Source organism: Sinomicrobium halophytocola (assembly GCF_052983395.1).
Genome location: NZ_JBRKIT010000011.1, coordinates 628,789 through 642,444, shown reverse-complemented (window position 1 = coordinate 642,444; position 13,656 = coordinate 628,789). Strand labels below are relative to the sequence as shown.

At 44.8% G+C, this 13,656-nt stretch carries 13 protein-coding genes; 1 reads left to right on the top strand and 12 read right to left on the bottom strand.

The genetic code is table 11. From position 1 onward, the window contains the following. The first annotated feature begins 11 nt into the window (after positions 1–11). Positions 12–1,208, top strand: a complete 1,197-nt coding sequence (locus ACVBDY_RS04685; protein ID WP_447174304.1) for a DegT/DnrJ/EryC1/StrS family aminotransferase — start codon at positions 12–14, stop codon at positions 1,206–1,208. 87 nt (positions 1,209–1,295) lie between these two features. Here the strand turns inward: ACVBDY_RS04685 and ribB are convergent, their stop codons facing one another. The 12 genes from ribB to ACVBDY_RS04625 form a co-directional block, all read right to left on the bottom strand. Continuing rightward, complete coding sequence (gene ribB, locus ACVBDY_RS04680; protein ID WP_447174303.1) at positions 1,296–2,444, bottom strand: 3,4-dihydroxy-2-butanone-4-phosphate synthase; 1,149 nt, start codon at positions 2,442–2,444, stop codon at positions 1,296–1,298. Positions 2,445–2,545: 101 nt separating this feature from the next. Further along, complete coding sequence (locus tag ACVBDY_RS04675; RefSeq protein WP_447174302.1) at positions 2,546–4,033, bottom strand: LptF/LptG family permease; 1,488 nt, start codon at positions 4,031–4,033, stop codon at positions 2,546–2,548. 66 nt (positions 4,034–4,099) lie between these two features. After that, positions 4,100–4,762 carry an outer membrane lipoprotein periplasmic chaperone LolA1 gene (gene lolA1, locus ACVBDY_RS04670; protein ID WP_447174301.1) on the bottom strand — a complete coding sequence of 221 codons (663 nt, stop codon included), beginning with the start codon at positions 4,760–4,762 and terminating at the stop codon, positions 4,100–4,102. Positions 4,763–4,822: 60 nt separating this feature from the next. Next, the gene (locus tag ACVBDY_RS04665; RefSeq protein ID WP_447174300.1) at positions 4,823–7,306 is read right to left on the bottom strand and encodes a DNA translocase FtsK; all 2,484 of its coding nucleotides are present in this window, start codon (positions 7,304–7,306) and stop codon (positions 4,823–4,825) included. A gap of 84 nt (positions 7,307–7,390) precedes the next feature. Then, entirely contained in the window at positions 7,391–7,726 is a 336-nt protein-coding gene (locus ACVBDY_RS04660) for a diacylglycerol kinase (protein WP_447174299.1), read from the bottom strand. 106 nt (positions 7,727–7,832) lie between these two features. After that, entirely contained in the window at positions 7,833–8,333 is a 501-nt protein-coding gene (tpx, locus tag ACVBDY_RS04655) for a thiol peroxidase (protein WP_447174298.1), read from the bottom strand. 163 nt (positions 8,334–8,496) lie between these two features. Further along, entirely contained in the window at positions 8,497–8,754 is a 258-nt protein-coding gene (locus tag ACVBDY_RS04650; RefSeq protein ID WP_447174297.1) for a DUF6952 family protein, read from the bottom strand. A gap of 38 nt (positions 8,755–8,792) precedes the next feature. Further along, positions 8,793–9,101 carry a thioredoxin family protein gene (locus ACVBDY_RS04645; RefSeq protein ID WP_447174296.1) on the bottom strand — a complete coding sequence of 103 codons (309 nt, stop codon included), beginning with the start codon at positions 9,099–9,101 and terminating at the stop codon, positions 8,793–8,795. 166 nt (positions 9,102–9,267) lie between these two features. Next, entirely contained in the window at positions 9,268–9,906 is a 639-nt protein-coding gene (locus ACVBDY_RS04640; RefSeq protein WP_447174295.1) for a peroxiredoxin, read from the bottom strand. 369 nt (positions 9,907–10,275) lie between these two features. Beyond that, complete coding sequence (nhaC, locus tag ACVBDY_RS04635) at positions 10,276–11,730, bottom strand: Na+/H+ antiporter NhaC (RefSeq protein WP_447174294.1); 1,455 nt, start codon at positions 11,728–11,730, stop codon at positions 10,276–10,278. 131 nt (positions 11,731–11,861) lie between these two features. Beyond that, on the bottom strand, positions 11,862–12,221 hold the full coding sequence (locus tag ACVBDY_RS04630; RefSeq protein ID WP_447174293.1) for a four helix bundle protein: 360 nt from the start codon (positions 12,219–12,221) through the stop codon (positions 11,862–11,864). 38 nt (positions 12,222–12,259) lie between these two features. Then, complete coding sequence (locus ACVBDY_RS04625; RefSeq protein WP_447174292.1) at positions 12,260–13,456, bottom strand: aminotransferase class I/II-fold pyridoxal phosphate-dependent enzyme; 1,197 nt, start codon at positions 13,454–13,456, stop codon at positions 12,260–12,262. Between the last annotated feature and the right edge of the window lie 200 nt (positions 13,457–13,656).

The window sequence follows — 13,656 nt, the reverse complement described above, 5'->3', positions numbered from 1 at the left end:
TTATACGATTTATGCCCGGATTTGAACTCTTCGGAGATATTGAACGAAAACATGTGAACGATGTGCTGGACAATGGTGTCCTGATGCGATATGGTTTTGACGGTATGCGTAAAGGTCACTGGAAAGCAAAAGAACTGGAGGCGGCCTTATGTGAGCGCATGCAGGTGCAACATACCCAACTGGTAAGCAGCGGAACGGCAGCCCTTACGGTAGCCCTGGTCAGCGCGGGCATAGGAGCGGGGGATGAAGTGATTATGCCTGTTTTTACTTTTGTAGCCAGCTTCGAATCGCTTATGGCCATAGGAGCTGTTCCGGTGTTGGTGGATATAGATGAAACCTTGACACTGGACCCGGTTGCGGTGGAAAAAGCCATCACCCCCCGTACCAGGGTGGTCATGCCTGTACATATGTGTGGCTCTTCGGCACAATTGCGCGAACTGAAGGCTATATGCGACAAGCACGATTTACTCTTGCTGGAAGACGCCTGCCAGGCCATAGGAGGGACATACGATGGGAAACCGTTGGGAAGCTATGGAGATATGGGATGTTTTTCTTTTGATTATGTGAAGACGATAACCTGCGGCGAAGGTGGCGCTGTCATTACGAATAACCCCGACTATGCAAAACATGCCGATCATTATTCCGATCACGGGCACGATCATACAGGCAACGATCGCGGTGCGGAACAACATCCTTTTCTCGGATACAATTACCGTATCTCCGAACTTCACGCGGCAGTGGGACTGGCACAGCTCTCCAGGCTGGATGATTTCCTGAAAGTACAGAAAAAGAACTACACGGTTTTGCGGCAGGCCCTGGAAGCCATTCCTGAAGTAACATTTCGTAAAGTGCCGGAAGGAGCGGAGGAGAACTACTCTTTTCTAAGTTTCTTCCTGCCGGATGAGCCCGCAACGCGTAAAGTGCACAAAGCCCTGGGGGAAGCAGGAGTAGACGGTTGTTTCTACTGGTATGATAACAACTGGCATTATATCAAAAAATGGGAGCATTTAAAACAATTGGAATCGCTCGGGAAAATACCACAGGAGATTATTGACGGGATGCAGGATTACGATAAAAGTGATTTTTCTGCTTCCGACGCGATAATCGGGCGTACAATTTCCGTGCTTATTAAACTTGGCTGGACCGAAGAACAAACGAAGGAAAGAGCCGAAAAGATGGTGCGGGTGATTAAAAACAATATGAGGTAAAGCCCGTTTTACGCGAAAAATAAAACTGTCATTCCTGATAAAATTTTCATCTTGTCCGGGATGACAGTTTTTTGTTTATGGATTTTTCTAATAATTTACATATTCCACGATCTCCAGCCCATAACCGATGATCCCTACGCGCTTGGTTTGTTCCGAATTGGACACCAGGCGGATTTTAGAAATGTCCAGGTCATGGAGTATCTGGGCACCGATACCGAAATCTTTCTGGTCCAGAACGACCTTTGGAGCCTTTACAATCCCTTCTTTTTGTAATTCTTTTAAGCGGCCCAGTCGCTGAAGCAGGTTCAGGGATTGGTTTTGCTGATTGATAAAAACGATGGCACCACGGCCCTGTTCATTGATGACGCGGAACATACCATCCAGCTTTTTATCCAGGTTATTGGTAAGCGTTCCCAGTATATCGTTATTCACCAGTGTGGAATTGATCCGGGTAAGGATGGGATCACCGAGTTTCCAGCTCCCTTTGGTCAATGCTATGTGGACCTGTTTGTTTGTCGTTTGCACATAAGCCCTCAGGCGAAAATCTCCGAAACGTGTCTGAATATCGAAGTCTTCCTTTTTTTCTATGAGGCTGTCGTGCTGCATTCTGTATGCGATAAGGTCTTCGATAGACACTATTTTGAGGTCCATCTTTTTCGCGATCTCCAGCAGTTGCGGTAACCGGGCCATAGAACCGTCTTCGTTCATCACTTCCACGATAACGCCTGCGGGCGCCAGTCCGGCCAGCCGGGCCAGGTCTATTGCCGCTTCCGTATGTCCTGTTCTGCGCAGTACTCCGCCTTCTTTTGCGATAAGGGGAAATATATGTCCGGGCCGTGCGAGTTCAAAAGGTTTGGTGTCCGGGTCTATAAGGGCCTTTACGGTTTTGGCCCTGTCCCCTGCGGATATTCCCGTGGTAACGCCGTTACCTCTCAGATCTACCGATACGGTAAAGGCTGTTTCCATAGGGTCCGTATTGTTGTGTACCATGGCAGTGAGTCCGAGTTCCTTGCATCGCTTTTCCGTAAGCGGGGCACATATCAGGCCGCGTCCGTGAGTGGCCATGAAATTGATCATTTCCGGGGAAACCATTTCTGCGGCGGCAACAAAATCTCCTTCATTTTCCCTGTCTTCATCATCAACTACAATGACGATCTTACCGTTGCGTATATCTGCAATGGCCTCTTCGATAGTATTCAGTTTTATTTCGGGTTCTTCCATTGTTATGGGATTCATCTTTACGAAATTTTAAGGTACAAAGATACCTAATTTTTATGGGTTGTTATCATGGTAATGGCATAGCTTTTCAAGCCGTAGGGGCATATATGAATGACTTCTTATTCTTCTTTTTTCCGAAACCTGCCGATGAGGTTTCTGAGAGGGTCTATGATGCTGTCTATGTTCAGCAGGCCTTTGTCTGCCGTAGCCCTTCGGGTGAGGAATATGCCCAGGGGAAGCATGATAATGGTGGACAGCCACGATCCGAGAATAGGGGGAATGCTGGCATCCTTTGCATAATTCCTGGCAAACATGCCCAGAAAGTGATAGGTAAGGAACAGTCCGATACCTACTACCATAGGAAGCCCGAGCCCTCCCTTGCGGATAATGGCCCCAAGCGGAGCCCCCACAAAGAATAGGATAACACAGGCAAAAGCCAGAGCGTATTTACTGTGCATGGCCATGATATAATAGTTCAGTACCATGTCTTTTCGTTGCAGTTCCGTCTTTCTGCTGTCTATGGTATTGACAATGTTGGTTATATTGCTGAGCGCAGTTTCTACTACCTGTTCTTTTTTCCTCCCTTCAAAAAGGCTCAGGATATCCTTCGGGTTTTTCGAAACGGGAGTTTTTTCTTCAACGGCTTTAACTGTATTGTTTTTATTTTCCGTGCTGTCCTGTCGGGTCTTGTTCTCGTAAGAACGGTTCATTGAAGTGATTCCCGTACGCTTATAAATGTTGTCGCTAAAGTTACGTACGGTAGTACTATTGTTCTGTTCCATGGAATCGATAAGATAAGCGAGCTCGGTTACGTTGTACATTTTGTATGTATTGTGACTCTCGTCTTCCAGGTTCATGTCGTTCATCTCCGACAGGTCTACATTTATCGTATATACTTCGAACTCTGCCTTGGCATGCGGATAATTGTCCAGGTTTTTCGGGTTAGAAGGTGTCTGGTCCTCATAATAGTACCCGTCTATCAGTTTGAGTTTCAGTATATCGGATTTCTCATTGCTGATGAGTTCTCCCTTCTTGGCTTTAATAACCGTTTTGTTCTCTCCTTTGGAGTTTTTCTGATGTAAGATAACATTGTCGAGAAGCCTGTCGTCCTCTCCGTGTTTTTTCTCTACTTTGATGTTCATGTCCTGTATGTCGTTAAACATACCTTCGGATATGGCCATAGCGGGTTTTACCTTGGCAATGTTCTGCCTGAGGTTATAGGCTTTGAACTCTGCCCTCGGAATAATGCTGTTGGCAAAGTAGAAGGTAAATGCCCCCAGGGCAATCATAAATACGATAAGGCTTCGCATGGCCCGGTACAGGGAGATCCCGGAAGATTTCATAGCGGCAAACTCATAATTCTCCGCAAAACTACCGAATGTCATCAGGGAAGCCAGTAAAACGGTGAACGGTAATACCGTGGGGACGAGGCTGGGGGAATAATACAACAGGAATTTTCCGATCACCCAAAGATCGAGCCCTTTCCCGGCCAGGTCATCAATAAAGAGCCAGATAGCCTGGAAAATAAAGATAATCATCAGTATGGTAAAACAACTGATGAAGTTGAACAGGAATCGGGATAAGATATATCGGTCTAAAATCTTCAATGTACGGAAATTCCATGTCCGGTGTTGAAGTTTTATGGACTTCCGGAACCGGTGTTAGTCTCTGAGTTATTGCTCTATAATGTAATACCCTTCGTCTTCGTACTTTTTAGCGTTGAATTTGAACAGGTTTCCGGACAGGGGCTGATCGGTTTTAAACGAATTTACCGTTATAGTGGTCTTCGTATCATTTTGCCCCGTCTGTATCAGGTTGTATATATGTTTCGTCTGTGCATCGACACCCAGAAGTATTTCTTTAGCTTCCGCTTCGGTATCGATAGGGATGAGTTTTATGTACTGAATCTGCCTTCCCCTTACATTCTGCAAAATATCCCAGTTGTAGTTATAACCTTGCCTGTAAAAGGTGAGCATTTTGGAGGGGGTAATGGTGTTCTCGTCTTCCACATCCGGGCTTTCGATGACTACTTCCTCGTTTTCCGGGATAATGGTGACCACTTTGCTGCCATCAAATATTTTAGTGGCTCCCAGGTAGTTAAAAAGATATTTTTCCCCTTTTATGGTGACATCTCCCCGGGTTTCCTGCTTAATATTTTCCGCTTTGTTTTCCAGGACGTATTTAAAGTCCACATAGATATTATCGTAGCTTTTCACTTTTTTGTACACCTCGTCAAGCAGGGTTTTTGCTTTGTCGGAACTTTGCGCATATCCCAGTCCGAACATCATTAAAGCGATAACGATAACAATCTTTCTTATTTCACATATTGTCTTCATACCTGTAAATTCAATTTCAATTCTATTATCGGGCCTCTTCTCGTATAACATATTTTATGTTCAGGCCCCGTTGTTTCCTTGCTCATTGTTTAAAAACTGTTCCAGGGCATAGGTGTCGGGTATGAGCACCTGCCGGGCTTTGCTGCCTTCGAACGGGCCTACGATACCTGCGGCTTCGAGCTGATCGATAATACGTCCCGCCCTGTTGTACCCGAGTTTCAGTTTTCGTTGCAGGAGAGATGCCGATCCCTGTTGGGCAATGACAATAACTTCTGCCGCCTCTTTAAAAAGGGCGTCTCTCTCCCCCGGATCTACATCAAGACTCGTGCCAGATTCTTCCCCGACATATTCCGGGAGCAGATGTGCGTCCGGATAGGCCTTCTGGGATCCTATAAAATCGGTTATTTTACTGACTTCCGGGGTGTCGACAAAAGCACATTGCAGGCGAACGAGATCATTACCCTGGGTATAGAGCATATCTCCCCGGCCGATGAGCTGGTCCGCACCCTGACTGTCAAGAATGGTCCTGGAGTCTATCTTGGACGTTACCCGGAAAGCTATCCGCGCCGGGAAGTTCGCTTTAATAATACCTGTAATAACGTTTACAGAAGGTCTTTGCGTGGCTATGATAAGGTGTATACCGATAGCCCGCGCAAGCTGTGCCAATCTGGCAATAGGCGTTTCTACCTCTTTCCCCGCTGTCATGATCAGGTCGGCGAACTCGTCTACGACCAGTACGATATAAGGGAGGAACTTGTGCCCGTTGCTGGGGTTTAGTTTACGCGCTTTGAACTTGGTATTGTATTCTTTGATATTACGTACCATGGCGTCTTTCAGCAGTTCATAACGGTTGTCCATCTCAATACAAAGGGAATTCAGGGTATTGATCACCTTGTTATTGTCCGTAATGATAGCTTCTTCCGTATCGGGAAGTTTGGCCAGGTAGTGTCTTTCTATTTTATTAAAGAGCGTGAGTTCTACTTTTTTGGGGTCTACCAGCACAAACTTCACTTCGGCCGGGTGTTTTTTGTACAGCAAGGAGGTGAGTATGGCGTTAAGCCCCACTGATTTACCCTGCCCTGTAGCTCCTGCCATGAGCAGGTGGGGCATCTTGGCCAGGTCTACCACAAAAGTCTCGTTGCTGATATTTTTTCCCAGGGCAATGGGAAGCTCCATTTCTGCATTGTGAAAACGGGTGGATGCAATAACGGATCGCATGGAAACGGTAGTGGGATTTTTGTTGGGTACCTCAATACCTATGGTCCCTTTACCCGGAATAGGAGCAATAATACGTATACCTAAAGCGGCGAGGGAGAGTGCGATATCGTCTTCCAGGTTTTTTATCTTGGAGATCCTTACACCGGCTGCAGGAACAATTTCGTACAGGGTTACGGTTGGCCCGATAGTAGCCTTGATCTGGGATATATCTATCTTATACTGTTTCAGGGTCTCTACAATCTTGTTCTTATTTTCTTCCAGTTCTTCCTGGTTGATGGTAATACCGCTTTGTCCGCCGTGTTCGACGAGGAGATCGAGGGGAGGGAACTGGTAATTCCCGAGTTCGAGTTTAGGGTCGAATTCGCCGAAATCCTGCACCAGTTTATCCGAAAGAATATCCGTTTCTTCTTTTTCTTCTTCTATTTTTTTTATTTCCATCCGGATATCGTCGTGTTTCTCTTCTTTGGCAGGGGGGTGGGAGGTTGTAGAAGACGTAGTGCGTATTTCGCTTTCGTCCTGTCCTGCTATTTTTATCTCAAAAGAGTTTTCGATATCCACATCCGATGTCTTGTCTATACGGGAATAACCGGAACTGCTAATTCCTTTTTCCTTGTTTTCCAGGGCAACTTCAAAAGGTGACGGGGATTCGTTACCCGTAGTACGTATAACGGGTTCGTCTTTGTTTTTGCCGGCAGGATTTTCGCGTTGCATCCTGTGAAGGTCTCTTCGCATGCCTTCACGCATTCCTGCGAATTGGGCACCTACTTTCTCCGGGGTGACTTTCAGCTTTTTTACGGCAAATACGATAAAACCGAAGATCAGTAATAAGATAACCCCGGCTTTACCTATATAATCCTGTAAGAAATCGTTCATTTCATAACCGACAACACCACCGAGGAGAGGTGCTTTTGCGGCGAAAAAACCGAAGAATACAGAAAACCACATGATAGCCAGTAGTCCCCAGACCCAGCGACTGACAAGCTTTTTCCTGTCAAGGCCTATAAACCAGTGCAGTCCGGTAAGAAAAAAGAGGTAGATGAATATAAATGCTGCGATTCCGAAGCCCTTATAGATAAACAGGTAACTTACGGAAGCTCCGAACTTGTTCAGCCAGTTTTTTGCCAGGGCATTCCTGTCGCTAAATTCGGACAGGAGGCTCTGGTCTTGCTGCCAGGTGAAAAAGAAAGAGACAAAAGCAATACACAGGGCAACGCTCAACAACATGACCAGACTCCCGAGAATGATCTTATTTTGTTTTGAAAAAGTAAATCTTGAGGTTTTGGGCTGTGTTGAGGTAGCTTTTTTTCTGTTCCTTTTTTTAGCCATTATATACGTTCGGTTTATGGTACTTGCCCAGCAAGTTTAAAAGCAAAAATACAAATTACAAACGTACAGGATCAAAATATATTTTTAAAATATTTTTGGAATATAGATTATGCAGCCTATGAGAATGGCTGTAACCGCAGCTATAAAAACGGCTCCCGCGGCAATGTCCTTTATGGCACCTATTTTACGATGATGGTCCGGGTGTACGAAATCGGCCATTTTCTCTATGGCCGTGTTTATCCCTTCTACACTCATAATAACAGCTATGGTGAGTATTTGCAGTATCCATTCCGTAGAGGAAATTTTAAAGTAAAAACCGGCGACGGTCACTATACATGCTATGGCAAATTGTACCTGTATACTGGCTTCCGTAAGAAACAGAAGTAAAGCCCCTTTAGCGGCATACCGGATACTTTTCATCCTGTTTTTGAAGAAAGAGCTCATGTTCCTGGCGTTGGTAAACAGCTAAAACAGTAGCAGACAGAAATAACAAAGCTGTCTGCTGCCGTTTTATATTACAGTCTGATCATTTCAGGGCCTTAAGGGCAGCTTCGTAATCCGGCTCGTCTGCGGTTTCCGCAACCTGCTGGGTATAGACAACCTTACCGTCTTCGTCAATGACGACTACCGACCTGGAAAGCAGTCCGGCCAGGGGACCGTCTGCAAATTCCACCCCGTAGCTTTTTCCGAAATCTCTTTCCCGGAAATCAGACAAGGTCATTACGTTTTCCAGTCCTTCCGCTCCGCAAAAACGTGCCTGTGCAAAGGGAAGATCCCTGGATATACACAATACGGCCGTATTGTCCAGTTTGGAAGCTTCCTGGTTGAATTTGCGTACGGAAGCGGCGCATGTACCGGTATCTACACTCGGAAAGATATTCAGTACAACTTTTTTACCTTTGAAGTCATTAAGAGAGGCGGAAGAAAGATCGTTTTTAACAAGTGAAAAATCCGGTGCTTTTTCGTTTTTACCGGGAAGTTCTCCTGTAGTTTTTATTGCATTTCCTTTAAGCGTGACTGTTGCCATATTTATTTCTTTTTTATGTATTTGCTTATGCTGTCCGCGTATGGGACAAAGGATGGTAAAGATAACCAATCTTTAAGGAAAAACCCGGGAGGGTGGAAAGAAAAAATCCCCTTTCTCTCAAGAGAAAGAGGATCATCAGCAATTTTTTCCCAACCGGGTAGGTTTATTTGTCGATAGAGCCGAGGACCCTGCCCATAAAGGCATTGAGCGCTTCTTTTCTGGACATGCCTTCTTTTACCATTTTATCTACTTCTACTGCACCATACATGTTGGAGATAAGTTCTCCTATTACATCCAGTTCCTCGTCTTTAAGAGAAGGAACTTCCGTAAGTGCTTCCAGGGTTTCTATGGCTTCGATAACATAGTCCTGGTCGTTTTCTTCTATAAAATTTGCCAGATGTTTTATTATAGGTAACTTCATGTTTCCGCTTTTAGAAAGGGTAGCCCCGGGTCAGTCTGTTATTTGTTATCTTCGATAAATGATTTTAAAACATCTGTCTTATTGGTCTGAACCTGGTTTACCAGTTCGCCGTTTTTAAAAGCCGCAAAGGTAGGAAGGTTGTCTACATTTGCCAGTTTTCTCGATTCCGGGAATTTTTCGGCATCGGCCACTATAAAGGAAGCATTTTCCGTTTCGGAAGCGAATTTTTTGAACTTCGGTTTCATAATACGGCAGTTGCCACACCATTCTGCGGAGTATTGAACAAATACCGTGTTATTTCCGGCAACAACTTCAGGTAAGTTGTCTTTATCTAATTCCTGTATCATAACAATCTTTAATTACATTCGGTTTTTACATATTGTGCCGGGATCTTCTTTTTTTGAAGCAGAGTCCGGACTCCCGGCGAAAGTATCCCGACTTTATCCGCAGCAGTTTTACCAGTACGGATAGAGTCGGGAAAACACCAAAAAACAGGAACTTCTATTCCGTATATTAGTTAGCACTCAGGTACTCGGCAACACCTTGTCTGTTGGCAGACATGGCTTCTTTACCATTCTCCCAGTTGGCCGGACATACTTCGCCATGCGTTTGTACGTGTGCGTAAGCGTCGATCAATCGGATGAATTCACTAACGTTACGTCCTACCGGCATATGGTTTACACTTTCGTGAAATACAGTACCTTCTTCGTCGATCAGGAAAGTAGCCCTGTAAGTCACATTATCTCCTTCGTAAACATATGAATCGGTTTCTTCGTTGTATACTTCAGACTGCAGGTCTAGGATACGGAGCATATTGGCCAGGTTCCTGTTGCTGTCGGCAAGCAGAGGGTAGGTCACGCCTTCAATACCTCCGTTATCTTTGGCTGTGTTCAACCAGGCAAAGTGTACCTCGGGAGTATCGCAGGAAGCACCTATTACCAGTGTATTCCTTTTGTCAAATTCCGGTAAAGCGGCCTGGAAAGCGTGTAATTCCGTAGGACATACGAAAGTGAAATCTTTCGGATACCAGAACAGGATTACTTTTTTCTTGTTTTTTATCGCTTCTTCCAACACATTCACTTTGAATGTATCACCCATGTCGTTCATAGCGTCAACTGCTATGTTCGGGAACTTTTTACCTACTAATGCCATAGTTGTTATTTTTATCGGATTAATAATTTTCTGATGCAAAAATAGCATAGTATTCCAACGTTTTACATTGGGATAGATTATAATATTTTATAGTTTGATAGAGGTTCTTAATGAGGGTAAAAAAGGGAGTGTTTTTTTGGGTACTTATCAATTATGAGACCTGGTATTTATTGGATTGGTAATATTTAACCCAAATGTTAAAAATATTATTTTTTATCGATCTCAGTTTCGGGTTTAAAACCCTCCTCCCGTCTGCAAATTTATGACAGTTACTTTAGATTCTGTAAATTTTAGCTATAAATAAACGGATAACGGGATTAGCTTTCTGAAAGCTATTCTGGCCGACCCGTGGCAAAACGGACTTTTGGCCTATTTATCACTGAGCTGTTTTATTTTAATGCGGAAAGCGGCGAAGAGAAGTGTCATGAACGGGCTCAAATAGTTAAATACGGCGTATCCGGCATATGCGGCGGGAGATACCCCGAGTACGCTACTATGGTAAGCTCCGCAGGTGTTCCAGGGTATGAGCACGGAAGTAACCGTACCGGAATCTTCCAGACTCCTGCTCAGGTTCTCGGGGGCAAGGCCTTTGTCCCTGTAAGCTTTGGCAAACATCTTTCCCGGTACGACGATAGCCAGGTATTGGTCCGATGCCGTGGCATTCAAAGCGAGACAACTGGCCACAGTGCTGGCAAAGAGGCCGAATGTCGTGTGGAAAAGTTTCAGAAGGCTTTCCGTTATTTTGGCCAGTGCACCGATAGCTTCCATAACACCGCCGAAAACCATGGCGCAGATAATGAGCCATATGGTCCCCATCATACCGGACATACCCCCGGCAGAAAAGAGCTCGTTGAGAGAAGGATCGGTAGTTTTTACCGAGGTATCTATGGTAATGGCATCCATAACACCGCGATAAGCAGAGTGAAAAGTAAGAGTATCTTCCCCGGCAATTCGGGTTACGATATCCGGCTGAAAAATAATAGCAAAAGCCCCTCCGAGAAGAGTCCCGGTAAGTAATGCTATGAGCGGTTGTGTTTTTCTTACGATCATCAGGATGACCAGGGCAGGTACAATAAACAACCACGGAGATATATAAAAAGATTCGTCAATGACAGCGAGAATTCCTTCGGTGTCCGGTTTTCCGGTAGTATCTATGGTAAAACCTAATATTATAAATACAATGAGCGTTACAATGATGGTGGGTACAGTGGTATAAGCCATGTAACGGATATGGGTGAACAGGTCGGTCCCGGCCATGGCAGGGGCAAGGTTGGTAGTGTCACTCAGGGGGGACATCTTATCTCCGAAATACGCCCCGGAAAGTACTGCTCCGGCAGTCATGCCCGGCGATATACCCAGAGCATTCCCGATACCTATAAGGGCAATACCAACGGTTGCCGAGGTGGTCCAGCTGCTTCCGGTAGCTATAGAGATAATGGCACAGATAATAACACAGGCGGCAAGAAAAATCGTAGGATTGAGTATTTGTAAACCGTAATAAATCATGGAAGGGATGATACCGCTTATAAGCCATGTGCCGGAAAGGGCGCCTACCATGAGCAATATGAGAATGGCCCCGTTAGTGGATTTTACATTCTGGGCCACTTCTTCCATCATAAATTCATATGGCACTTTGTTGAAAAAACCAACTACGGCTGCTACGGCTGCCCCGAGAAGGAGGATAAACTGGTTAGATCCAGACAGGGCGTCGTCTTTATAAACAAAAAGAACGTTGTATGCCAACATTCCTATGAGTGCAAATACGGGGATAAGAGCTTCCCAGATCGACAATTCCCTGTTTTTAATAACCTTGTTTTCTTCCATATAATTAAAGTTGTTCCGGATATTTTTACGTACCGGAATACCGGTGTTTTAGAAGTTGTAATAATACGATTTTGCCTAAACGTTTACAAATTTTATTAGAGATGGGAAAGTGAGAGGGTGAGACGTGAGAATTATTTTTCATAGGTGGATTTGATTTTTGCTACGATTTTCAGTATTTCAAAACCTTCGACAGATAACTCATTCAATTCTGTAATGTTGCTTATACCGGATTTTTTCAACAATTCCATCCAATACAGGCATTCATCAGCTTCTTCTACTACGATGCAAATCTTGGTATAGCATTCCTTTGCGGAGCGTCCTCTACAGAACGCCCTGAAATTTGCTCCTACCGAAGTGGACGACTTAGCCAACTGATAACCGACCACTTTGGTAGAAACATTTTTGGGAAATGCCTCCAAAAAGCCCAACACCCGCACAGCATATTCCAGCGTACGGTTTTTCATCCGCTCATTAAATTCCGCGTTTGTCACATATAACTTGTTTTACTACCTTCTTACGTCTCAGCCTCTCATATCCCCAGGCCCTTCATACATTCTTTCATCTTTTCGTAAGTGCGTTCAATATCGTTGTCCAATCCTATGGAAAAACGGATGAGTCCGTCGGTAAGTCCCATTTGTTTTTGTTCTTCCGGGGAGATTTCAGAAGAGGTGGAAGTTCCCGGCGCGCTGAAAAGTGTTTTGTAAAAACCGAGGCTTACGGCGAGGTAGCCCAGGTTATTATTCTGCATGCTTTCCATGAGTGCATTAGCTTTGTCAAGAGAGCCTACATCGAGGGTCATCATGCCTCCGAAACCGTATTCGGGATTCATTTGCCTTTTCAGGGTTTCATGGCCGGGGTGCGATTTCAGTCCGGGATATACTGTTTTCCGCCCGTCTTCTTCGAATTTTCTTGCCAGGAAAAGTGCATTTTCACTGTGTTTTTTGATACGTATATGCAATGTCCTGAGGTTTTTGAGTATGGACGCTGCCCGTAGGCTATCCATGGTGCTGCCCAACAGCATACCCGCACCGACGTTAACATCTTTCAGGGAAAGGCAAAAGTCCGTACTACCGCAAACCACACCGCCAACACAATCACTGCTGCCGTTGATGAATTTCGTAAGGCTATGGATAACTACATCCGCGCCATGCTGTGCAGGAGCGATAGTGAGTGGAGAAAAAGTGTTGTCCACCACCAGAGGGATATTGTGTTTTCTGGCAATTGCAGATAAAGCCCGGATATTGGCTATTTCCAGCAGGGGATTGCTTACCACTTCGCAATACAGCATTTTGGTCTTGCCCGTAATAGCAGCTTCCACCTTTTCTGCGGATGTGGTATCTACAAAGGAGGTATTTATATTCAGCCGCGGCAGAAAGTTCTTCATAAAAGCATAGGTGCCGCCGTAAACTGTTCTCCCGGAAACAATATGGCTGCCTGCATTACAGTATTGTAAGATCACAGCCGTAATGGCTCCCATACCACTGGCTGTGACGTTGGCTGTTTCTGTTCCTTCCATAGCAGCAAGGGCTTCACCCAGGTATAGATTGGAAGGAGAGGAGTGCCTGGAATAGAGATAACAACCTTCGGTATTCCCTTCGAAGGTGTCGAACATGGTCTTTGCGGAAAGAAAAGTGTAGGTGGACGAGTCGGAAACCGAAGGGTTTACCCCGCCGAATTCTCCGAAATATTGCAGGTCCTGTATCTTGTTTGCCGGATCGAATGCCATAGGAATCGGTTTTTATGAATTAGTGCTGCAAGCTACCGAAACCGGGGCATTTTCACAAGTGATTTTTTTGTGTATTGATAATTATCAGAGGTCTTTAAGTGTGTATTTTTAAAAATGTTTATAAAAACAAGGGGTCTAATGATTATTTTTGAATTTTTATCAAAAAAAAGAAAAAGAAGAAAGGCCGTTTTTTTACCTGC

Coding starts and splice junctions, on each gene's coding strand:
- ACVBDY_RS04685 (WP_447174304.1), top strand. CDS start 12: ATGCCCGGATTTGAACTCTTCGGAGATATTGAACGAAAACATGTGAAC.
- ribB (WP_447174303.1), bottom strand. CDS start 2,444: ATGAATCCCATAACAATGGAAGAACCCGAAATAAAACTGAATACTATC.
- lolA1 (WP_447174301.1), bottom strand. CDS start 4,762: ATGAAGACAATATGTGAAATAAGAAAGATTGTTATCGTTATCGCTTTA.
- ACVBDY_RS04665 (WP_447174300.1), bottom strand. CDS start 7,306: ATGGCTAAAAAAAGGAACAGAAAAAAAGCTACCTCAACACAGCCCAAA.
- ACVBDY_RS04660 (WP_447174299.1), bottom strand. CDS start 7,726: ATGAAAAGTATCCGGTATGCCGCTAAAGGGGCTTTACTTCTGTTTCTT.
- tpx (WP_447174298.1), bottom strand. CDS start 8,333: ATGGCAACAGTCACGCTTAAAGGAAATGCAATAAAAACTACAGGAGAA.
- ACVBDY_RS04650 (WP_447174297.1), bottom strand. CDS start 8,754: ATGAAGTTACCTATAATAAAACATCTGGCAAATTTTATAGAAGAAAAC.
- ACVBDY_RS04645 (WP_447174296.1), bottom strand. CDS start 9,101: ATGATACAGGAATTAGATAAAGACAACTTACCTGAAGTTGTTGCCGGA.
- ACVBDY_RS04640 (WP_447174295.1), bottom strand. CDS start 9,906: ATGGCATTAGTAGGTAAAAAGTTCCCGAACATAGCAGTTGACGCTATG.
- nhaC (WP_447174294.1), bottom strand. CDS start 11,730: ATGGAAGAAAACAAGGTTATTAAAAACAGGGAATTGTCGATCTGGGAA.
- ACVBDY_RS04625 (WP_447174292.1), bottom strand. CDS start 13,456: ATGGCATTCGATCCGGCAAACAAGATACAGGACCTGCAATATTTCGGA.